The organism is Paraburkholderia sp. CNPSo 3281 (assembly GCF_024206515.1).
Lineage (GTDB): Bacteria > Pseudomonadota > Gammaproteobacteria > Burkholderiales > Burkholderiaceae > Paraburkholderia > Paraburkholderia nodosa.
On record NZ_JAMBPS010000001.1, the window covers coordinates 424,725 to 445,493 of the forward strand.

Below are 20,769 nucleotides of genomic sequence, written 5' to 3' on the forward strand. Positions count from 1 at the left end.
CGTCAGCCGCCGTAGGCGAACGCGAGCCACACGCGCGCGGCCACCATGCCCACGCCCACGGCCACGCCGAACACGAGCAGGCCCTGCAGCAGGCGGTTCGTGCGGCGTTGCTCGGCGAGCATCGCGCGGATCGTCTCGTCGTTCGCGAAACCGCCCGGCTCCTGGCGGTGCAGCAGCGCCTGGTGCACGAGGCGCGGCAATTGTGGCAGCGTCTTGCTCCATTGCGGCGCTTCGATCTTGAAGCGCTCGTACCAGCCGCGCAGACCGATCTGCTCGGTCATCCAGCGCTCGAGATAAGGCTTCGCCGTTTTCCAGAGATCGAGCTCCGGATCGAGCGAGCGCCCGAGGCCCTCGACGTTGAGCATGGTCTTTTGCAGCAGCACGAGCTGTGGCTGGATTTCCACGTTGAAGCGCCGCGAGGTCTGGAAGAGGCGCAGCAGCACCTGGCCAAGCGAGATGTCCTTCAACGCCCGGTCGAAATACGGTTCGCACACGGCGCGAATCGCGCTTTCCAGCTCTTCCACGCGCGTATGGGGTGGCACCCAGCCCGATTCGATATGCAGCGTCGCCACGCGGTGATAGTCGCGCTTGAAGAACGCGAGAAAGTTCTGCGCGAGGTAGTTCTTGTCGAAGTCCGACAGCGCGCCGACGATGCCGAAATCGAGCGCGATATAGCGGCCGAAATGCGCGGGATCGAGACTCACCTGTATGTTGCCGGGATGCATGTCGGCGTGAAAGAAGCCATCGCGGAACACCTGCGTGAAGAAGATCTCCACGCCCTCGCGCGCGAGCTTCGGAATGTCCACGCCCGCCGCCCGCAGCTTGTCCACCTGGCTGATCGGCACGCCGACCATGCGCTCCATCACGAGCACGTTGGCCGTGCTGAATTCCCAGTACATTTCCGGCACGAGCAGCAAGTCGAGGCCCGCGAAATTGCGGCGCAACTGGCTGCCGTTGGCGGCCTCGCGCATGAGGTCGAGCTCGTCGTGCAGGTACTTGTCGAATTCGGCCACCACTTCGCGCGGCTTCAGGCGCTTGCCGTCGGCCCACAGGCGCTCGGCCCATACGGCGATGTCGCGCAGCAGCGCGAGGTCGGAATCGATCACCGGACGCATGTTCGGGCGCAGCACCTTCACCGCCACCGGCTTGCCCGCGTGCTGGCCCGACTTCACTTTGGCGAAGTGCACCTGGGCAATCGACGCGCTCGCCACCGGCACGCGTTCGAAATCGTCGAAGATCGTGTCGACCGGCGCGCCCAGCGACTTCTCGATCAGGCCGATCGCCACGTTCGAATCGAACGGGGGCACCTGGTCCTGCAGCTTCGCAAGTTCGTTGGCGATGTCGGGCGGCAGCAGGTCGCGGCGCGTAGACAGCACCTGGCCGAATTTCACGAAGATCGGGCCGAGACTTTCCAGCGCGAGACGCAGACGCAAGCCGGGCGGGTCGTCGAAGCGACGGCCGATCGTGGTGATGCGCAGGAGCAGCGCCACACGCCGGTCGTTGATCCGGCTCAACATCATCTCGTCCAGGCCGAAGCGGATGACGGTGAAGAAAATCTTGAGGAAACGCAGAAAACGCATGTCTGGGGGGCCTGTTGACTAGCGCGAGCCGCGCGGCGCAGCGCTTTGGCTCCCGCCGCTGGCCAGTGATTTTTGTTCGAGCCGCTCGATGCGCTTTTCCACGCGTGCCAGCGCATCGCGTGCGCGCGACAGTTCTTCATTGAAGCCGTCGAGTTCGGCGCGCCGCACGAGCTGCGGATTTTCGTCGAGCAGATATTCCGTGACCGAGCCGAACACGTTGCGCCCGGTGCGCAGGGCCTGCTCGCCCGCGGCGCGCGCGAGCGTGGCGATGCGTGAAGCCGGCGCGTCGCCAATCAGCTTCGCGAGGTCCTCTTCGGGCTCCCAGCGCAGATGCTCGGCGAGCTTGCCGATGACCTGGGCAAATTCGGCATCGCCCTCGATCTTCACGTGTTTCATCACGGCCGCCTGGCCGCCCTGCACGAACGACGAGAGCGCGCCTGCGGGCAGCGACAGCGTCACATCGACGTCGCCTGCATCGTGGTCCTCGACCGCACCCAGATAGCCGTCCGGCTGCACGAGCAGCGTGAGCACGACGGGCGGGCACGTGAGGCGGGCCGTCTTGCCGGCATAGGGGGCGAGACGCTCACGGGCCCACGTTTCGCGGGCGAGCAGGTGATTGACGGCAGCGGCGAAGGGCTTGGCGGCAAGAGTCATCGGCATGGAATAAGAAAACCCGCTCGGGCACAAGCCCGGGCGGGTTCCTATTGTAACGTTCGAGCCACAGGATCGCGCCGCCATCCTGCCCTGTCCAATGCCGCGCGGCCGCTCGAAGGCGCGACACTCCGTGATCTGAATCAAATCACGAGACGCGCGGCCCCAGTGCTGGCTCAGTGAGATTCGACCTGCTGGATGCCCGCGAGCAGCCAGCCTTCGCCCGACGTACGCGACTTCGAGAGATTCCACACCTCGACGAACGGTGCGGCCGGCTCGCCCATGGCTTCGCGAATCAGGCCGGAGAAGCGCACGCTCGCCAGGTACTCGCTGCCGCGCTCTTCCACGCCGAGCAGGTCCGCGTTGAGCTGCACGACGTCGGTCTGGTTGGACTGCGCGCCGCGCCCCGCGAGATCGACGCGGATTTCGGCGAACATCTCGGGCGTCGTGAATTCGCGGATGTCGTCCATGTTGCCGGCGTCCCACGCGGCCTGCAGGCGCACGAAGTAGACCTTCGCGTTACGCACGAAGGCTTCCGTGTCGAAGCCGGCCGGAATTGACGCGACGTCAGCAGCAGGCGTGTCGATGTGCGGCGTGCTCAGCGGATTGGCTTCAGGCGCGAGGTACTGCCCCGTGGGCGGCGCGGTGTAGCGCGGCTCCTGCGGCTGATATCCGCCCGACGACGAGTTCAGGCTGTTCGACGAGTACCCGCCCTGGTACGCGGGTTCCGCGGCACGGCGGCGGCTCATGAACTTGCGGATCAGCCAGACGGCGATAAAGGCGATGATCGCGATCACGATCATGTTGGCCATCATGCCGGCAAACGCCTCGCCAAGACCGAAGTGCGAAAGCAGCGCGGCGATGCCGAGACCGGCCGCGAGGCCCGCGATCGGCCCAAGCCAGCGATTGCGCGCCGGTGCGGGCGCAGGCGTGGGAGCCGGCGTGCCGGGAGCGCGCTGGGCCCCGGCCTGCTGCGCGGGATTCGTGGGGCTGGGCTGGGCAGGCGGCGGCGTGGTGCTGCGCTGCGAGGCCACCGACGACTGCTTGCCGAAACTGCGGCCGCCACCCATACGGCGAGCCTCCGCATCGAACGACGCGAGGCTGCCGGCAATCATCACGCCGGCGAGAGCCAGGACGCCGATTCGTCTGGCCCATGACGATGAAAGCTTTTTGTAAGCATCGGTTCGGGGCTCAGACATGGTGAAAATTCCTTTAAAGACAGTAAGTTGGGAACACTAATACTTTGTGCCGACGTGTAAGGCTACCACGCCAGCTGACAAATTGTAATATTTGACGGCTTCGAGGCCGACTTGTTCCATCATCGTCTTGAGTGTTTCCTGGTCCGGATGCATGCGGATCGATTCCGCGAGGTACTGGTAGCTGTCCGCGTCCTGTGCAAAGCGCCGGCCAAGCCACGGCAGCACCTTGAACGAATACACGTCATACGCCTTCTTGAGCGGCTCCCAGACCTTCGAGAATTCGAGCACGAGCACACGGCCGCCCGGCTTGAGCACGCGGCGCATCTCGGCGAGCGCGGCGTCCTTGTGCGTCATGTTGCGCAGCCCGAAAGCCACGGTCACCACGTCGAAGTAGTTGTCCGGAAAGGGAATTTTCTCGGCGTCGCAAAGTAGCGCCGGCGTGATCACGCCATTGTCGATGAGGCGGTCGCGCCCCACGCGCAGCATCGACTCGTTGATGTCGGTGTGCCAGACCTCGCCCGTCGGGCCCGCTTTCTTCGCGAACGCCATGGAAAGGTCACCGGTGCCGCCGGCAATGTCGAGCACCTTCGCGCCGGGCCGGATGTTCGCCTGCGCAATCGTGAACGCCTTCCACGCGCGGTGCAGCCCGCCCGACATCAGATCGTTCATCAGGTCGTAGTTCGAGGCGACCGAGTGAAACACGCCGGCCACCTTCTTCGCCTTGTCCTGTTCGTCGACTGTCTGATAGCCGAAGTGGGTTTTGCTCATCGCGCTCGTCCTTTCGCGGAAGGGTGTTCTATTGGGGTGCTGCGCCGCTTCTGTCACAGAAGCGGCGGGGCTGGATCGTAACAGGAAGCGTCAGTGGCAGTGGCCATGCGCGGCAGGGGGCGCCGCCATGGGCGCGTCGCGCTCGACGCCCGCCGCCTTCAGGCTGGCGAAATATTCCGCCCAGAGTTCGTCCTGGCGCGTGGCGAGCTCGTAGAGCTGGTCCCACGAGTAAATGCCGGTGTTGTGGCCGTCGGAGAACGTGGGCTGCAGCGCGTAGTTGCCGACACCTTCAAGCGCCGTAATCGTCACCTCGCGCTTGCCGGTCTGCAGCGTTTCCTGGCCGGGGCCGTGCCCGCGCACCTCCGCCGAGGGCGAATACACGCGCATCAGCTCGAAGGGCACGCGATAGCTCTCCCCGTTCGCATACTGGAGTTCCAGCACGCGCGAGACGGCGTGCACCACGACGCCGGTTGGCACCGGCGTATCGGATTTCAGTCCACTCATGATCGTTCCCGCTGTTGGACGCGCGATGGACGCGCATTGGACGCTCACCGCCCCCGCCCGCTGAGGCCTTAAGCGTGCTCCATTTCCTGTCGCACCGCGTCGCGCAGCAGCGTGGCCTGCGCGCGACGCTGGCCCAGCATCGCCTCGGACACCGTGCGCTGGCGCGGCGCCCAGACGGGCAGCGGGAAATGGGCGTCGTTCGTGAAGCGCGGAATGACGTGCCAGTGCACGTGCGGCACCTGGTTGCCGAGGCTCGCCAGATTCACCTTCGAAGGCTGCATGACACGTCGCAGCGCACGCTCGACGGCGTAGACCGCGCGCATCAGATGTTCCCGGTCGGCCGCGCCCAGGTCCGAGAATTCGGCGACGTGCGCATTCCAGATGACCCGGCAAAAGCCGGGATAGTCGGCCTCGGCAGTCGCGAGCACGACACGCATGCGCTCGTCCTGCCACAGCACATCGCCGCCTTCCTCACTGCAGAATACGCATGTCATCGTCGTCCTCGAACCCGTTCACCGAAAATTGAGCGCTGCCATTAGACCAGCACGCGCTCGATTCCGCCATTGTTCGCGTTCTGAACGTAGTCCGCCATCCAGTTTTCGCCAAGCAGGTGTCGGGCGATTTCCACCACGATGTAGTCGGCTTCAATGTTGGCGTCTTCGTTGTACCGCGACAGACCCTGGAGGCACGACGGGCAGCTCGTCAGAATCTTGACGTCCTGCGTCGTACCCTGCCCGCCCGCTTCCTGCTGCGTCGCCGGCTGCACCCCGTTCGCGCCGTTGCCCACGATCGGAATGCCGCGCAGCTTCGCCGCGCCCTTGCGGATTTCCTCTTCCTTGCGGAAACGCACCTGCGTCGAAATGTCCGGGCGCGTCACGGCCAGCGTGCCCGATTCGCCGCAGCAGCGATCGTTCTTCTCGATCTTGTAGCCGTCGTGTTCAGAGCCCATCAGCTCGTTGACGAGCTTGACCGGATCGATCGTCTTGATCGGCGTGTGGCACGGGTCGTGGTACATGTAGCGCGTGCCCGTCACGCCGTCGAGCTTGATGCCCTTCTCCAGCAGGAACTCGTGGATGTCGATGATGCGGCATCCCGGGAAAATCTTGTCGAATTCATAGCCCGCGAGCTGGTCATAGCACGTCCCGCACGACACCACGACGGTCTTGATGTCGAGGTAGTTCAGCGTGTTCGCGACGCGATGGAACAGCACGCGGTTGTCGGTAACGATCTTCTCGGCCTTGTCGTACTGGCCCGAGCCGCGCTGCGGATAGCCGCAGCACAGGTAGCCCGGCGGCAGCACCGTCTGCACGCCCGCTTCCCAGAGCATGGCCTGGGTGGCGAGACCCACCTGCGAGAACAGACGCTCCGAGCCGCAGCCGGGGAAGTAGAACACCGCTTCCGAATCGACGTTCGTCGTCTTCGGGTTGCGGATGATCGGCACGATCTTGTTGTCTTCGATGTCGAGCAACGCGCGCGCTGTCTTCTTCGGCAGGTTGCCCGGCATCTTCTTGTTGACGAAGTGGATCACCTGCTCGACCACGGCCGGCTTGCCCGTGGATGCGGGCGGATGCGCCGTCTGCTTCTTCACGACCTTCTTGAGCAAGTCGTTGCCAAGGCGCTGCGCCTTGTAGCCCACGCCCATCATCGCGGTACGCGCGAGATTGATGGTCTGCGGGTTCGTGGCGTTCAGGAAGAACATGCCGGCCGCGTTGCCCGCGTTGAACTTCTTCTTGCCCATCTTGCGCAGCAGATTGCGCATGTTCATGGTCACGTCGCCGAAGTCGATCTTGACCGGACACGGCGTCACGCACTTGTGGCAGACCGTGCAGTGGTCGGCCACGTCGTTGAACTCGTCCCAGTGCTTGATCGACACGCCGCGGCGCGTCTGCTCTTCGTACAGGAACGCCTCGACCAGCAGGGAGGTCGCGAGAATCTTGTTGCGCGGGCTGTAGAGCAGGTTCGCGCGCGGCACGTGGGTCGCGCACACCGGCTTGCACTTGCCGCAGCGCAGGCAGTCCTTCACCGAATCGGCGATTGCGCCAATGTCGGACTGCTGCATGATGAGCGACTCGTAGCCCATCAGGCCGAACGACGGCGTGTAGGCGTTGCGCAGGTCGGCGCCTTCGAGCAGCTTACCCGCGTTGAAGCGGCCTTGCGGATCAACGCGCTGCTTGTAGGCGCGGAACTCGGCGATCTCGTCGTCCGTGAGGAATTCGAGCTTCGTGATGCCGATGCCGTGCTCGCCCGAGATCACGCCGTCGAGCGAACGCGCGAGCTTCATGATGCGCGCCACCGCGACATGCGCGTCCTGCAGCATCTCGTAGTTGTCGGAGTTGACCGGCAGGTTCGTGTGCACGTTGCCGTCGCCGGCGTGCATGTGCAGCGCCACGAACACGCGGCCGCGCAGCACCTTCTTGTGTATCGCCTGGGCCTCGTCGAGGATCGGCTTGAATTCGCCGCCGTTGAAGATCTTGCGCAGTTCCGCGCGGATCTCCTGCTTCCACGAGATTCGTACCGTGCGGTCCTGGGTCACGTGGAAGACGTTCGCGTCCGGCTGCGCATCCACGCGGTCGGCAAACTTCTCCGCCAGCGCCTCGTAGCCCAGTTGCACGAGATAGTGCTGCGCCTCGCGCAGCGACAGATCGAGCTTCTCGCCCACGAAGGTCCAGCGCTCACGCACGCGTTTGAGCAGGTCGAGCGCCTGCTGCACGCGGTCTTCGAGGAGTTCCGCGGACGGAATCTCGTTCGCGTCGTCCGTCTTGCCGAGCGGCAGCTTGCCCGCCTTGAAGAACGCTTCGAGCGCGTCGACCAGTTGCAGCTTGTTCTTGAGCGACAACTCGATGTTGATGCGCTCGATGCCGTCCGTGTACTCGCCCATGCGGTCGAGCGGGATCACGACGTCTTCGTTGATCTTGAACGCGTTGGTGTGCTTTGCGATCGCGGCCGTGCGGCTGCGGTCGAGCCAGAAGCGCTTGCGCGCCTCGGCGGATACCGCGACAAAACCTTCGCCGCTCTTGCCGTTCGCCATGCGGATGACTTCCGAAGTCGCGGTAGCCACGGCATCGGCGTTGTCACCGACGATATCGCCGATCAGCACCATCTTCGGAAACGCGTTGCGCTTGCTCTTGGTCGCGTAGCCCACAGCGCGCAGATAGCGCTCGTCGAGATGTTCGAGGCCCGCGAGAATCGCGCCGCCCTGTTTCGACGTTTCGAACAGGTAGTCCTTGATCTCGACGATGCTCGGAATCGCCTCGCGCGCCTGGCCGAAGAACTCCAGACACACCGTGCGCGTATGCGCGGGCATCTTGTGCAGCACCCAGCGCGCGGACGTGATGAGCCCGTCGCAGCCTTCCTTCTGCACGCCCGGCAGGCCGGCGAGGAACTTGTCGGTGACGTCCTTGCCGAGGCCTTCCTTGCGGAAGCGCTTGCCTTCGATATCGAGCGATTCGGAGCGCAGCAGCTTTTCGCCCGGCGCGTATTCGCCGTCGAACCACTTCAACTCGAAGCGCGCCACGGGAATGTCGTGGATCTTGCCCATGTTGTGGTCGAGGCGCGTGACTTCCAGCCAGTTGCCCTGCGGGTCGACCATGCGCCACCAGGCGAGATTGTCGAGCGCCGTGCCCCACAGCACCGCCTTCTTGCCGCCCGCGTTCATCGCGACGTTGCCGCCGATGCACGACGCATCGAGCGAAGTCGGATCGACTGCGAAGACGAAGCCCGCGGCGTCGGCGGCCTCGGTCACGCGGCGCGTGACCACGCCCGCGCCCGAGAAAATCGTCGCCACCTTGCGGTTCACGCCCGGCAGCTCGGTCATTTCGACGGGACCAAGCTGCTCGAGCTTTTCGGTGTTGATGACGGCCGAGAACGGGGTGAGCGGCACCGCACCACCCGTGTAGCCCGTGCCGCCTCCGCGCGGAATCACGGTGAGCCCCAGTTCGAAACAGGCCTTGATGAGGCCGGCGATTTCGGCTTCGGTATCGGGCGTGAGGACGACAAACGGATATTCAACGCGCCAGTCGGTCGCGTCGGTCACGTGCGAGACGCGCGCGAGGCCGTCGAAACGGATGTTGTCCTTGGCCGTGCGCTTGCCGAGCACCTTCGTCGAGCGGCGGCGCAGGTCGGCCACCTTCTCGAACTCGCCCGCGAAGGCGTCGATGGCGCGGCGCGTGGCGCTGACCAGTTTTTCCACGCGCGCGGCGCGGTCCACGCCTTCTTTGTCTGCATGCTCCTGCAGGTCGGCGCGGCGGCGCTTCTCGATTTCGGCGAGGCGGTGGTTCAACGCCTCGATCAGGAGCGCGCGGCGTTTCGGATTGTCGAGCAAATCGTCTTGCAGATACGGATTGCGGCGCACGACCCAGATGTCGCCCAGCACCTCGTAGAGCATGCGCGCCGAGCGGCCGGTGCGGCGCTCCGCGCGCAGCACGGCGAGCGCGTTCCAAGCGTCTTCGCCGAGCAGGCGGATGACGATTTCGCGGTCCGAAAAGGACGTGTAGTTATAGGGAATCTCGCGCAGGCGCGGTTCGATGTCGGCGGCCACGGCGGTGGCGGCGCCGTGAGGATCGAAAACTTGAGGTGCGTTCATGGTTGGACGACTCTTTGGGCCAGTCCCGCGCACGGCTCGCGGCCGCTGCGACGGATGCTGACGGGGCGCGTGGGGCGCTATTCTGAAATCGTGTCCGCCTGTGGCAGGCTACGGACGAAAGGGGTGGGGAGGCACATGGCGGCAACGCTCACGCCGATGGTTCCCCGGCGCTCGGATTTAGCGACACGATCGTGCGTGGCGGGCGTGCCGCTGCGCCGCCGGGCGGGTCACGCGCCGTGCGGGCATCAAATGGGCTCTCCGAGGTTGCCAGTGCATCATCCGATCCTTGTTTCGAAAAAGGATTTTACCGCATGATCCGCACCCGCGCTGACGCGGCGTAGGAAGCTGGTGAACACACAAGATTCACTTGCGTTGACGGACGACTCGCGCCGGATTGCGCGCGCTTTGACGATGATTTGCCTTCCGGCCGGTCGGTGAATAGCGCTGCCGCATCGAGCGCCAGCCGCCTGCCCGCGCCGCCAGCGCGGGAGCCGTTGGCGCTATCATTTACGCTTTCCCGCCCTGAAACCGCGCCCGGCGCGCCCTCGCATGGCCTCTCACGACGATTACCTGAAGAAAATCCTCACCGCCCGCGTCTACGATGTTGCCCGCGAGACCGAACTCGAGCGCGCCCCGAACCTCTCGGCGCGCCTGCGCAACGCCGTGTTCCTCAAGCGCGAGGACAACCAGCCGGTGTTCTCCTTCAAGCTGCGCGGCGCGTACAACAAGATGGCGCATCTCTCGCCCGCGCAACTCGAGCGCGGCGTGATCACCGCCTCGGCGGGCAATCACGCGCAGGGCGTGGCGCTTTCGGCGGCGAAGCTCGGCGTGAAGGCCGTGATCTGCGTGCCGGTGACCACGCCGCAGGTGAAGGTCGACGCCGTGCGCGCCCACGGTGGCGCGACCGTCGAGGTCGTGCAGGCCGGCGAATCGTACAGCGACACCTACGCCCACGCCGTGCGCCTGCAGGAAGAACGCGGCCTGACCTTCGTGCATCCGTTCGACGATCCCTACGTGATCGCCGGCCAGGGCACCGTGGCGATGGAAGTGCTGAGCCAGCATCAGGCCCCGATTCATGCGATCTTCGTGCCGATCGGCGGCGGCGGGCTGGCTGCGGGTGTGGCGGCGTACGTAAAGGCCGTGCGCCCCGAGATCAAGGTGATCGGCGTGCAGACCGATGATTCCTGCGCGATGGCGCAGTCGATCGAGGCGGGCCAGCGCGTGGAACTCACCGAAGTCGGACTGTTCTCGGACGGCACGGCCGTCAAGCTCGTGGGCGAGGAAACCTTCCGCCTGTGCCAGCACTATCTCGACGAAGTGCTCACCGTCGATACCGACGCGCTGTGCGCCGCGATCAAGGACGTCTTCCAGGACACGCGCAGCGTGCTCGAACCCGCCGGCGCACTGGCCGTGGCGGGCACGAAGCAGTACGCGGAGCGCGAGGGCATCGAGGGGCAAACGCTGGTGGCGATCACCTCGGGCGCGAACATGAATTTCGACCGCATGCGCTTCGTGGCCGAGCGCGCCGAGGTGGGCGAGGCGCGCGAAGCGGTGTTCGCCGTGACGATCCCCGAGGAGCGCGGCAGCTTCAAGCGCTTCTGCGAGCTGGTCGGCACGCGCAGCGTGACCGAGTTCAACTACCGCATCGACGACGCCGAGCGCGCGCACATCTTCGTGGGCGTGCAGATCCGCAACCGCGGCGAGTCGCAGCAGATCGCGAAGACCTTCGTCGATCACGGCTTTCCAAGCGTCGATCTGACCGGCGACGAGCTGTCCAAGCAGCACATCCGCTACATGGTGGGCGGGCGCTCGCCGCTCGCGCACGACGAACGCCTGTTTCGCTTCGAGTTTCCGGAGCGCCCGGGCGCGCTCATGCGCTTTCTTTCGTCGATGGCGCCGAACTGGAACATCAGCCTGTTCCACTACCGCAACCAGGGCGCCGACTACAGCTCGATTCTGGTGGGCATCCAGGTGCCCGCCGCCGAAGACGCCGAGTTCCGCCGCTTCCTTGCCACGCTCGGTTATCCGCACTGGGAAGAGACGAGCAATCCGGCGTATCGGTTGTTCCTGCAATGAAAATAGTCAGGCGTCCCACCAATCGGGACGCCTGCATCTGAAGCGCATAAAGAGCAGAAAGAGTGCAGGAAAACACCAGGCCCGGCAGCAGTGCGCGTCAGTATACTGAGCCACTGCTGCCGGGCGTGGTCGCCTCGGGAAGATTGGGCGCCGTGCGTCGGACTCACCTGGAGGAAGACAAACATGTTGCGGATCGCTCTTGGCTGTCTGATGGTTCTTTCCACGATCGTCGCCGGCGCGCTGCCCGGCGTGGCGCAAGCGGATGCGGCGCATCCCGTCGTCGCGCTGCTGCCCGGCGTCACCGATCCTTTCTACTTCACGATGCATCGCGGCGCCGAGCGCGCAGCGAAGGAAGAAAACATCCAGTTGCTGTTCCAGGTTCCGAAGGCCTGGAACACCACGGAACAGGTGCCGATCCTCAAGGCGTTCATCGCCAAGCATCCCGACGTGCTGCTCGTCTCGCCCGTCGACAAGCAGCAGCTCATCGGCCCGCTCAAGGAAGCCGCCGACGCCGGCATCAAGGTCATCACCGTCGACACCTATATCGGCGACGGCCGCTACCAAACCGGCAAGGGCGACGCCGACTTCCCGCTCTCCTATATCGCTTCGGACAACCTGGAAGGCGGCCGCGTAGCGGCGCGCGCACTCGCCAAGGCGATCGGCGACAAGGGCACCGTCTATTGCGAGAACAACAAGCCGGGTATCTCCAGCACTGACGCGCGTGCGCAAGGTTTCATGGAAGAGATGAAGAAGCACCCCAACATCAAGGTGCTGGAGACGCAGTACAACGAGGACGACGCCAATCGCGCCGCCTCGCACGTGGCGGCGGTGCTCGCGCGCAATCCCGACCTCGCGGGCGTGTTCGGCGCCAACACGTTTTCGGGCGCGGGCGCGGCGCAAGGCGTGAAGAACGCGGGCAAGCAGGGCGCAGTGAAGATCGTCGTGTTCGACGCCGTGCCGGGCATCGACGAGCAGATCAGAAGCGGCCTCGTCGATATCGCCATTGCGCAGCTTCCCGACGAGATGGGCTATGACGCCGTGAAATTCGCGGCCGACGCCATCCACGGCAAGAAGATTCCCACTTACAAGGGCACGGGCTTCGTGGTGCTGGACAAGTCGAACATCGACAAGCCGGAGATGAAGCAGTACATCTACTCGAACTAAGCCACGCGAACAGAGCCACATGAACGACAAACGACTCGACAGGCTCGCGCTCGTCAGCAAGGTCTGGCCGTGGCTCTTTCTCGGCACGCTGCTCGTCTTCTTCGAGGCGTGGGCGCGCATCTCGGCGCATCGGTCGTTCGTGTTCAACGCGTACAACCTGCAGTCGATCGGACTTGCGGCGAGCGCGCCGCTGTTGCTGGCGATCGGTCAGACCTTTGTGATCATCACCGCGGGCATCGATCTTTCGGTGGGCTTCGTGATGGGGCTCGCGGCGGTGTGCGTCGCGCAGTTCACGATTCCCGGCGGCGAATCGCCGTGGATCTTGCTGATGTCGATTCCTCTCACGGTGCTCGTGTGCCTGATTCCAGGCTTCGTGAACGGAGTATTGATCGCGCGCCTCGGCGTGCCTGCCTTCATCGGCACGCTCGGCATGTATGGGGTCGCGCGGGGCGTGGGCTTTCTCGCTGCGGGCAGCGGCATGACCGTTTCCGTCAACAATCCTGGGCTCGCGTGGCTCGGCAGCGGCTGGACGCCCGTGATTCTCACGGCCGTGCTGCTCGCCATCATGCACTTCGTGCTCTCGCAAACGCGCTTCGGCCAGTACACCTATGCGATAGGCGGCAATCCGCAGTCGGCGGTGCGCGCGGGCATCAACGTGCGCCGTCATCTGTTCGCAATCTATCTGATTGCGGCGGCGTTCGCGGCGGTGGGCGGCATCGTCTACACGGCGCGCTTCGCGGCGGGCGCGGCCAATGCGGGTGAGCCCATGCTGCTCGATTCGATCGCGGCGGTCGTGATCGGCGGCGCGAGTCTCTTTGGCGGCACCGGCAATGTCATCGGCACGCTGATCGGCGCGCTCATCATCGCCGTGATCGAATTCGGGCTTGTGTTCATCGACGTCAACGCGTTCTGGCAATTCATCGTGGTCGGCATCGTCATCATTCTCTCGGTGCTGATCGACCAGTACAAGGATCGGCTCGGAGGCGCGCAATGAGCGGCGCGAGCGACACGCCGATTCTGGAGGCGCGCGACGTCTCGATCCGGTTCGGTGGTGTGGAGGCGCTCAAGCGCGTGTCGTTGCGGCTCATGCCCGGCGAAGTGCTGGCGCTCGCCGGCGACAACGGCGCAGGCAAATCCACGCTCATCAAGATCCTCTCGGGCGTGTATCGCGCCGATGCGGGCGATCTGCATTTCGAAGGGCGTCCGCTCCAACTGCGCGATCCGCAGGATGCGCGCTCGCAGGGCATCGAAACCATCTATCAGGATCTCGCGCTGGCCGACAATCTCGACGTGGGCAGCAACATCTTCCTCGGCCGCGAGCCCGTGAGACGGCTATTCGGCTTCCAGGTGATCGACCGGCCGCATATGGCGCGGGTGGCGCGCGAAGTGCTCGAGCGGCTCGATATCGTGATCCCGCCGCGCAAGCTCACGGGCCCCGTGAAAATGCTCTCGGGCGGCCAGCGCCAGGCGATTGCGATAGGCCGCGCGATTTACTGGAACGCGCGCGTGCTCATCATGGACGAGCCCACGGCGGCGCTCGGTGTGCCCGAGCAACGCAAGGTGATGGAGTTGATTCGCGGGCTCAAGGCGCAGGGCGTGGCCGTGATTCTCATCTCGCACAACCTGCACGATATTTTCGCCGTGGCCGAGCGCATCGTCGTGCTGCGGCGCGGCGAAGTGGCGGGCGAGCGGCGCGTGATCGACACCGATGGCGACGAGATCGTTCGGCTGATGGTAGGCGACACGTATTCGAACGGCGCGCACTGAAACCTGACGCGGTGCGTTCGCCTGCGCGGTGCGGGCATTCGATGGACAATGTCGGCTCGAACCTTGACCGCATTCCTGCTTCCGCCATGAACTACCTCGATCCCGCCGATATCACGAGCTGGCACGCCCACGTCTATTTCGACGCGGCGACACGCGACGCCGCATGGACCTTGCGCGAGGCGATCGAAGCCCGCTTCGGCGAGATCGTGCAGATCGGGCGCTTTCACGAACGCCCGGTCGGGCCGCATCCGATGTGGTCGTATCAGCTCGCCATCGCGCGAGAGCATTTCACGACAGTCGTCGAATGGCTCACGCTCAATCACGGCGCACTCGACGTGTTCGTGCATCCGAACACCACCGATGCCCTGCGTGATCATCGCGACGGCGCCGTGTGGATCGGCCATTCGCACACGCTCAATCTCGGCGCGCTCGGCGGCTGACCATTCTGCGGATTGCGCCGTCCTGTAGCCTGCGGCACGGCGCAATCCTCGACACGCCAGCGGGCCTCAGTGCCCAAACGACTCCGTTTTTGCCGCCGACGATCCGCCCGGCTGCGGCCGCGCGGCCTGCTTGATGAGCAGCGCCGCGCCGGCAACGAGACCGGCGACGGCAACCGTCGCAAAGATGCCTGCAAACGTGAAGTGCCGGCGCGCGAGTTCGGCCACGAGGAACGAGCCCGCAATGCCGCCGAAGCGCCCGATGCCGAGCATCCAGGCCACGCCGGTGCCGCGTCCCTGGGTGGGATAGAACGCGGCGGCGAGCGCGGGCATCGACGATTGCGCCGTGTTCATCAGCACGCCGGCCACGAACACCACGAGCACGAGCAGGGCCACGTTGCCGGCCGCCTGGCCGATGAGCCAGACCGAAATCGCGGTGAGCACGTAGCACACGGCGATGATGCGGTTCGCGTTGAAGCGGTCCATCAGCATGCCGCTCAGCACCGCGCCCACGCCGCCGAGCGGGAAGAGCGCCGAAATCAGCGTGGCGCTCGAGGCCGTGAGACCGGAGTCCTTGAGCAGCAGCGGCATCCAGTTGATCGAGGCGTAAAAGATCACGAGCCCCATGAAATACGCGACCCACAGCATCACCGAGCCGACGAGGTACATCGGCGAGAGCACGACGCCGAGACCCTGGCTTTCCGTTTGCGGGGCGTGCTCCGTCATCGTGAACACCTGCGCCTTGGCGGCGTCGGGCGAGATGCGGGCGAGCGCGGCGCGAATACGCTCGACGGGCCGCTGATTCGCCACCATGTAGCGCACCGATTCCGGCATGCGCAGGAAAAGCGGCACGGCGAGCACGAGCGGCGTCACGCCGCCGAGCATGAGCACGCTGCGCCAGCCGAAATGCGGAATCATCCACGCCGCGAGAAAGCCGCCGCAGGCCGCGCCGAGCGGAAAGCCGCAGAACATCAGGTTGATCACGGTGGCGCGGTTCCGGTCGGGACAGAACTCGCCCATCATCGTGACCGCGTTCGGCATGGCGGCGCCGAGACCCACACCTGTAATGAAGCGCAGCCACGTGAGCTCGCCGATGCTGGTGGAGAACGCCGAAACGAGGCAGGTCACGCCGAACAGCAGCACCGAGCCGACCAGCATGCCGCGGCGCCCGAGGCGGTCGGACAGCGGTCCTGACGCGAGTGCGCCGCAGGCGAGGCCGAAGAGCGCCGCACTCAGCACGGGCGCGAGCGCGGGCTTGGGGATGCCCCATTCGCCGAGCAGCGAAGGCGCGATGAAGCCGATCGCGGCGGTGTCGAAACCGTCTAGCAGGACGATGACGAAGCACATCGCGAAAATGAACCACTGGAACGGCGAAAACGGATGTTCGTTGATGAAGGTCTGGACGTCGACGGCACGCGGCTGGTCCATGGTTTTGTCTCCTGTCGACCGAGGTTGTCGTTGTATCGGCCCGCCGTGGCGTGCCGCTTTTTCTGGTTTGCCTTACAACCTGGAATAGTAACCGCAGCGCGGGGTTTGCTGGGGATCGTCATCGGGCGCGGCAGGCGGCCGTCTGCTAGCCTGAAAGCAGCACGGCGAGCACGCGCGTGCTGCAGGCGTGTCGCGTTGCGCGACAAGGAGTTCCCAATGAAGCCTTTCTTCGCCCACGCGGGCATGCCGTGCCTCATGGCAAGCGCAATGCTGGCAGGTGCGCCCGGCCAGGTTTTTGCCCAGCTCGCGCCGAATGACGACCTGCGCGCGCCGCAAAATAGCCTCGCGCTCATGCCGGGCGCCCAGCCCGGCAGCGAGTACCCGACCCACGGCAATCGCCAGGCCGGCGAGATGCCGGTCGGTCCTACCGATCCGCGCGGGCAACTCGCGAACGGTCACCCGAATAACGCCGAGGCGGGCGGCTACGGCGCCCCGTTGGCGGGCGTGCGCTCGGGTGGGCATAGCGGCGCGGGCATGTGAGCGACTGGCCGCTTCAGGTCCGCTCAGGTTGCCAGGCCAGCTGGGCTTCGAGCGTTTCGCCGGGAGCGAGCACGGTGCCGCCCACGTCGATGCGCTGCACGGTTCCTTCGTGACGCAGATTGAGCCAGTCCGTCGTGTTGCTGACCAGTTCCGCGCAGAAGTACGGCAGGCCGGGCGGGCAGAAGACCACGAAGAAGTCGAGTGGCGTGCTTGCGCGCAGCGCGAGACGACGGCCTTCGTGCGGCCACTCGATGACCGCCTCGCGGCGCCATCCGGAGAAGTTGTTGTCGAGATCGAAGTCGTCGACGATCAGGCCGGCCTGCAGGGCGTCGACGGCCGGGTGGGCGCTGAGCGAGACCGGCAGGACTTCCGTGTCGATTTCCCACATGGCGCGCACGCGCGCGGCGATGTGCGTGCCGGGCGGGCGCGGGTAATACGGGTGATGGCCCAGCCCGAACGGCATGGGCCGCGCGGCGAGGTTGCGAGCCCACATGCGCACGGTGAGGCCGCTGGCGTCGAGCGTGAGGTGCTGGCGCGCTTCGTAGCGAAACGGCCAGCCTGTGAGTGAGCCGGCCTTCGATTCAAGGTTGGTCGCCATCGGAGCGGTTGTCGTGGATTGTGAACGAGGCAAGCTTGAGCCCCTCGAATCCTTCGAATTCCTCGAACCGTTCCGTCTCGCCTGTGTCCGGCACCGCGGCGCGCGCGCAGACCTGGCGCACCGTGCTGCGCGAGCAGAGCGTGTACTTCGCGCTCGCCGCGCTCGTGGCGTTCAATCTCGCGGTCACGCCCGGCTTCTCGAATCCGTTCGCGGCGCGCAGCCTGCTGTTCGAGGCAGCGCCGATCGTGTTGATCGCGCTGGGCCAGAATCTCGCGATCGCGACGCGCGGTATCGATCTCTTCGGTGATGGCGCTCGCCAGCGCGTCGATTGCCGTGTTCCTGCCGTATGGCGTGGGCCCGGCGCTCGTGGGTGCGGTCGCGGTGGGCGCCGTAGTCGGCTTGTGCAACGGGTTCCTCGTGGCGCTGCTCGCCATCGATCCGCTGATCTCGAGCCTCGCCTTGCTGGTCGCCGCGCGCGGGCTCGCGCAGGCGCTGCTGGGCGGCTCGCGCGTGAATCTGCCCGACACGCCCGCATTCGATCTGCTCGGCGCCGGCCCGCTCGGCCCGCTGCCGATCGTCATGCTGATCGCGCTTGGGCTCGCGGTGGTGGTGGCGTTCGTGGTGCGGCGCACGACCTTCGGGCGCTATGCGATTCTCGTGGGCGCGAGCCGCGGCGCCGCGTTTCTCGCGGGCATTCCGGTGCGGCGCACGCTCTTTCTCGTCTATGCGGTGAGCGGCACGCTTGCCGGACTCGCCGGCGTGTTCGCGTCGTCGCGGCTTGGCGCGGCGGATCCCAACTATGTGGGTGTGAACTTCGAACTCGATGCGATTGCCGCTTCGGTCATCGGGGGCACGCCGCTGTCGGGCGGGCGCATTTCGATTGTCGGCGCGGTGTTCGGCGTGCTGCTTCTGCAGGTGCTCGACGCGAGCTTCATCATGAACAACATCAGCTTCACCTACGCGCAGATCCTCAAGGTGGTGTTCATCGTCGTCGCGCTGTATCTGCAACGCTCGGGAGCCTGACACAATGCACAAGGCCAAACCAGCGGACGCTCAATCCGCCGACGCACCGGGTGCCAGCCGGCGCGCGCAAGTGATCGCGCTCGTGCAGTCGCGGGGGGCGATCGCGATGCTCGTGGTCGTCGCGCTCGTGGCCGGCATGGTGTTTCCCGACTACCTGCGCCCGGCGAACCTCGCGGACATCGCGTCGAACGGCGCGTTTCTCGGGCTCGTCGCCGTGGGGCAGAGCATCGTCATCGTCCTGGGCGGATTCGATCTTTCGGTCGGGTCGATGGTCGGACTCGGCACGGTGCTGGCCGCCTATGCCGCGCCGTATGGCTGGGGCGCCGCGATGCTCGCGCCCGTGGCGGCGGGTTTCGTCATCGGGCTGGTGAACGGCGTGCTGATCGCCCGTGCGCGCATGGCACCGTTCATCGTCACGCTTGCGGCGCTGCTTGGGCTCAAGGGGCTCGCGCTCGTGCTCGCGAGCCAGGATCTGCTGATTGCCAATCCGGGTTTCTTCGCGCGCATCGCCAATGGCTCGGTGTTTGGCGTCAACAATCTCATTTGGGTGCTCGTGGTCGTCTATGCGCTCGGCGGCGCGCTGCTCAATCACACGCGCTTTGGCGCGGCGATCTTTGCGATCGGCGGCAACGAAGAGGCGGCGCGCATGCTGGGCGTGCGCGTGGAGCGCGTGAAGATACTCGCCTATGGATTGTCCGGTGCGCTCGCCGGTCTCTCGGGGGCGCTGCTGGCGTCGCATCTGGACTCGGGGTTGTCGGGGGCGGGGACCGGCTACGAACTGCAGTCGATCGCCGCGGCCGTGATCGGCGGCGTGTTGCTCACGGGCGGAGTGGGAACGATGGCCGGGCCGCTGGCCGGCGTGCTGCTTCTCGGTGTCATCGACAATGTGATCAATCAGGTCGGCACGCTGAGCCCTTACTATCAGAACCTGGCGAGCGGCGCATTCCTGCTTGCTGCGGTGATCGTGCAGACCGTGCTCACCGGGCGCCGGCATGGCGCGGCGCGAGCCGCGGGCGCGACGCGGCGGCGTGCGGCCGCGGGCTCTTGATGGATGACGTCTCGAGCTGCCGGTTTCCAAACGCGTTTGGCTGATGGCGTGCCTATTGATGTGAAACGATCAGTTTTACGCGCGTCGAGCCATCGGTCTGCGCGGTGATCTCGGTCCGGCTGCCGCGCTGCCCCAGATAGAAGTGCTGGCGTCCAGGCGAGTTTACGTCGTGCGTTGCGTCGGGCAGGCACGAGGCAATGTCGGCGCCTACCCCTTCGAGCGCGTTCGTCCCCGATCCTGCGTCGCGCGCACTCCAGACGCACTGAAAACTCCCGCCGCTCGTTGCGCACTGCGCGTCGTCGCCATAGGGTTGCGCGACGGCGCGTCCGTCGTCAGGACTCAGTGACGCGAAATGCTGGGGCGCCGCCGCGACGATGCGCTTTAGCGCCGCGCAAGGGCTTGCGCTGTCGTCCGCATGAGCGGCCAGGGGGATGCCTGGTATGACAATCGCCGAGCAAAGCGCGAGGATCCGGATGATCGGTGGGTTCATGGTGTTCCGCTGCGTGAGAGCAGCGCCTCATCGTGGCAGGTGAGGGCTGCGCTGCAAGCGGCGTGCCGGGAATAGCCCTTGCAAGGTCGCGTCGGACCACGCATCACGAGGAGAACGCCATGAGGGAACCGTTCGATCGCACGACGAAAGCGGGCGCATTGCTGGTCGGCCTGATCTTCGCGATGGCGAGCAGCGGCGAATCGCGCAACGAGCAGGAACACGCGTGCCGCGGCGATGCGTTCCACTTCTGCGCGCGTGCGATTCCCAACAAGGAGAAGATCGCGGCGTGCCTGAAGCAGCACTACGATGAGCTCTCGCCGCCGTGCAAGGCGATGTTCGACCCGCCGACGATGGTCGATCCGAAGTCATGAGCGCGAATGCCGCTCATTGAAAGAGGCGCGTTGCGCCTCTTTTCAATTGAGTCGATGGAAAAGGGCTTGCGGACTCGCGATCGAGGCGATAAGATTCGCCCCCTTCGCAGTTCGATGTCTCAGACATCAGGGCAGCGAGGGCCGCCGCGGAAACCGGCGGACGCAGGAGTCGGCAGCTTTTTTAAGCGGTGAGCGAAAAAAAGGGGTTGACGAAGCGAAAAAGATTCTTCATAATCTCATTTCTCTGCTGCTGACGCAGCAACGCAGAAAGAAGCCGGTAGTTAGGTGTTTTAACGGCAACTTCGCGATCGATCTTTAAAAATTTACAGCCGATAAGTGTGGGCGCTTGATGCGGTGGCGACCCGGTCTTGTTCTTCGGAATGAAGCCGGGAGCAGCAAAAGTATCAAGAGTCTCACACTAAAGTAAGTCAGGTTTTTGAATTTATTCAGAACCTGTCAGCTTTGAGTGAGCGACCGGTTTCGAGAGAAACCGAAAACAGTAACAGGTATTGAACTGAAGAGTTTGATCCTGGCTCAGATTGA

The 20,769-nt window shown here is 65.2% G+C and carries 20 protein-coding genes; 9 read left to right on the forward strand and 11 right to left on the reverse strand.

Features of this window, described 5'->3' with window-relative positions; genetic code table 11:
- Positions 1 to 2: 2 nt before the first annotated feature.
- The 7 genes from ubiB to M3I56_RS02000 all read right to left on the reverse strand — a co-directional run bounded on the left by ubiB (position 3) and on the right by M3I56_RS02000 (position 9,284).
- Positions 3 to 1,580: a ubiquinone biosynthesis regulatory protein kinase UbiB gene (gene ubiB, locus M3I56_RS01970; RefSeq protein ID WP_254352320.1), complete on the reverse strand. Its 1,578-nt coding sequence runs from the start codon at positions 1,578 to 1,580 to the stop codon at positions 3 to 5.
- An 18-nt stretch (positions 1,581 to 1,598) separates the two neighbouring features.
- Entirely contained in the window at positions 1,599 to 2,234 is a 636-nt protein-coding gene (locus M3I56_RS01975; protein WP_254352348.1) for an SCP2 domain-containing protein, read from the reverse strand.
- A 173-nt stretch (positions 2,235 to 2,407) separates the two neighbouring features.
- Complete coding sequence (locus M3I56_RS01980) at positions 2,408 to 3,430, reverse strand: Tim44 domain-containing protein (protein WP_254352321.1); 1,023 nt, start codon at positions 3,428 to 3,430, stop codon at positions 2,408 to 2,410.
- 36 nt (positions 3,431 to 3,466) lie between these two features.
- Positions 3,467 to 4,198: a bifunctional demethylmenaquinone methyltransferase/2-methoxy-6-polyprenyl-1,4-benzoquinol methylase UbiE gene (ubiE, locus tag M3I56_RS01985; protein ID WP_069262911.1), complete on the reverse strand. Its 732-nt coding sequence runs from the start codon at positions 4,196 to 4,198 to the stop codon at positions 3,467 to 3,469.
- A gap of 90 nt (positions 4,199 to 4,288) precedes the next feature.
- Entirely contained in the window at positions 4,289 to 4,702 is a 414-nt protein-coding gene (locus tag M3I56_RS01990) for a gamma-butyrobetaine hydroxylase-like domain-containing protein (RefSeq protein WP_028206026.1), read from the reverse strand.
- A 68-nt stretch (positions 4,703 to 4,770) separates the two neighbouring features.
- Positions 4,771 to 5,196, reverse strand: a complete 426-nt coding sequence (locus M3I56_RS01995) for an HIT family protein (RefSeq protein WP_254352322.1) — start codon at positions 5,194 to 5,196, stop codon at positions 4,771 to 4,773.
- Positions 5,197 to 5,237: 41 nt separating this feature from the next.
- On the reverse strand, positions 5,238 to 9,284 hold the full coding sequence (locus M3I56_RS02000) for an FAD/FMN-binding oxidoreductase (protein WP_254352323.1): 4,047 nt from the start codon (positions 9,282 to 9,284) through the stop codon (positions 5,238 to 5,240).
- A gap of 549 nt (positions 9,285 to 9,833) precedes the next feature.
- Between M3I56_RS02000 and ilvA the strand changes: the two genes are divergently transcribed.
- The 5 genes from ilvA to M3I56_RS02025 all read left to right on the forward strand — a co-directional run bounded on the left by ilvA (position 9,834) and on the right by M3I56_RS02025 (position 14,731).
- Positions 9,834 to 11,360, forward strand: a complete 1,527-nt coding sequence (ilvA, locus tag M3I56_RS02005; protein ID WP_254352324.1) for a threonine ammonia-lyase, biosynthetic — start codon at positions 9,834 to 9,836, stop codon at positions 11,358 to 11,360.
- A gap of 183 nt (positions 11,361 to 11,543) precedes the next feature.
- Positions 11,544 to 12,524 carry an ABC transporter substrate-binding protein gene (locus tag M3I56_RS02010; RefSeq protein ID WP_254352325.1) on the forward strand — a complete coding sequence of 327 codons (981 nt, stop codon included), beginning with the start codon at positions 11,544 to 11,546 and terminating at the stop codon, positions 12,522 to 12,524.
- Between the two features lie 19 nt (positions 12,525 to 12,543).
- The gene (locus M3I56_RS02015; RefSeq protein WP_254352326.1) at positions 12,544 to 13,518 is read left to right on the forward strand and encodes a ribose ABC transporter; all 975 of its coding nucleotides are present in this window, start codon (positions 12,544 to 12,546) and stop codon (positions 13,516 to 13,518) included.
- On the forward strand, positions 13,515 to 14,291 hold the full coding sequence (locus tag M3I56_RS02020; protein WP_254352327.1) for an ATP-binding cassette domain-containing protein: 777 nt from the start codon (positions 13,515 to 13,517) through the stop codon (positions 14,289 to 14,291). Before M3I56_RS02015 ends, M3I56_RS02020 begins: the two co-directional genes overlap by 4 nt.
- A gap of 86 nt (positions 14,292 to 14,377) precedes the next feature.
- On the forward strand, positions 14,378 to 14,731 hold the full coding sequence (locus M3I56_RS02025) for a DOPA 4,5-dioxygenase family protein (protein WP_254352349.1): 354 nt from the start codon (positions 14,378 to 14,380) through the stop codon (positions 14,729 to 14,731).
- 66 nt (positions 14,732 to 14,797) lie between these two features.
- Here M3I56_RS02025 and M3I56_RS02030 read toward each other — a convergent pair whose 3' ends face one another.
- A complete protein-coding gene (locus tag M3I56_RS02030) occupies positions 14,798 to 16,156 on the reverse strand; it encodes an MFS transporter (RefSeq protein ID WP_254352328.1) in 1,359 nt (452 codons plus the stop codon).
- A gap of 216 nt (positions 16,157 to 16,372) precedes the next feature.
- Here M3I56_RS02030 and M3I56_RS02035 point away from each other — a divergent pair, with 216 nt between their 5' ends.
- A complete protein-coding gene (locus tag M3I56_RS02035; RefSeq protein WP_375541660.1) occupies positions 16,373 to 16,696 on the forward strand; it encodes a hypothetical protein in 324 nt (107 codons plus the stop codon).
- Between the two features lie 13 nt (positions 16,697 to 16,709).
- Here the strand turns inward: M3I56_RS02035 and M3I56_RS02040 are convergent, their stop codons facing one another.
- A complete protein-coding gene (locus M3I56_RS02040) occupies positions 16,710 to 17,294 on the reverse strand; it encodes a hypothetical protein (protein WP_254352329.1) in 585 nt (194 codons plus the stop codon).
- Positions 17,278 to 17,481: a hypothetical protein gene (locus M3I56_RS02045; protein WP_254352330.1), complete on the reverse strand. Its 204-nt coding sequence runs from the start codon at positions 17,479 to 17,481 to the stop codon at positions 17,278 to 17,280. The genes M3I56_RS02040 and M3I56_RS02045 overlap by 17 nt, the downstream gene beginning before the upstream one ends.
- A gap of 119 nt (positions 17,482 to 17,600) precedes the next feature.
- Here M3I56_RS02045 and M3I56_RS02050 point away from each other — a divergent pair, with 119 nt between their 5' ends.
- Together M3I56_RS02050 and M3I56_RS02055 are read left to right on the forward strand one after the other, a co-directional pair.
- Positions 17,601 to 18,317: an ABC transporter permease gene (locus tag M3I56_RS02050; protein ID WP_254352351.1), complete on the forward strand. Its 717-nt coding sequence runs from the start codon at positions 17,601 to 17,603 to the stop codon at positions 18,315 to 18,317.
- Between the two features lie 4 nt (positions 18,318 to 18,321).
- Complete coding sequence (locus tag M3I56_RS02055; protein WP_254352331.1) at positions 18,322 to 19,365, forward strand: ABC transporter permease; 1,044 nt, start codon at positions 18,322 to 18,324, stop codon at positions 19,363 to 19,365.
- Between the two features lie 52 nt (positions 19,366 to 19,417).
- Here M3I56_RS02055 and M3I56_RS02060 read toward each other — a convergent pair whose 3' ends face one another.
- Positions 19,418 to 19,855: a hypothetical protein gene (locus M3I56_RS02060; RefSeq protein ID WP_028209015.1), complete on the reverse strand. Its 438-nt coding sequence runs from the start codon at positions 19,853 to 19,855 to the stop codon at positions 19,418 to 19,420.
- 119 nt (positions 19,856 to 19,974) lie between these two features.
- Between M3I56_RS02060 and M3I56_RS02065 the strand changes: the two genes are divergently transcribed.
- Positions 19,975 to 20,226: a hypothetical protein gene (locus tag M3I56_RS02065; RefSeq protein WP_375541661.1), complete on the forward strand. Its 252-nt coding sequence runs from the start codon at positions 19,975 to 19,977 to the stop codon at positions 20,224 to 20,226.
- Positions 20,227 to 20,769: the final 543 nt, after the last annotated feature.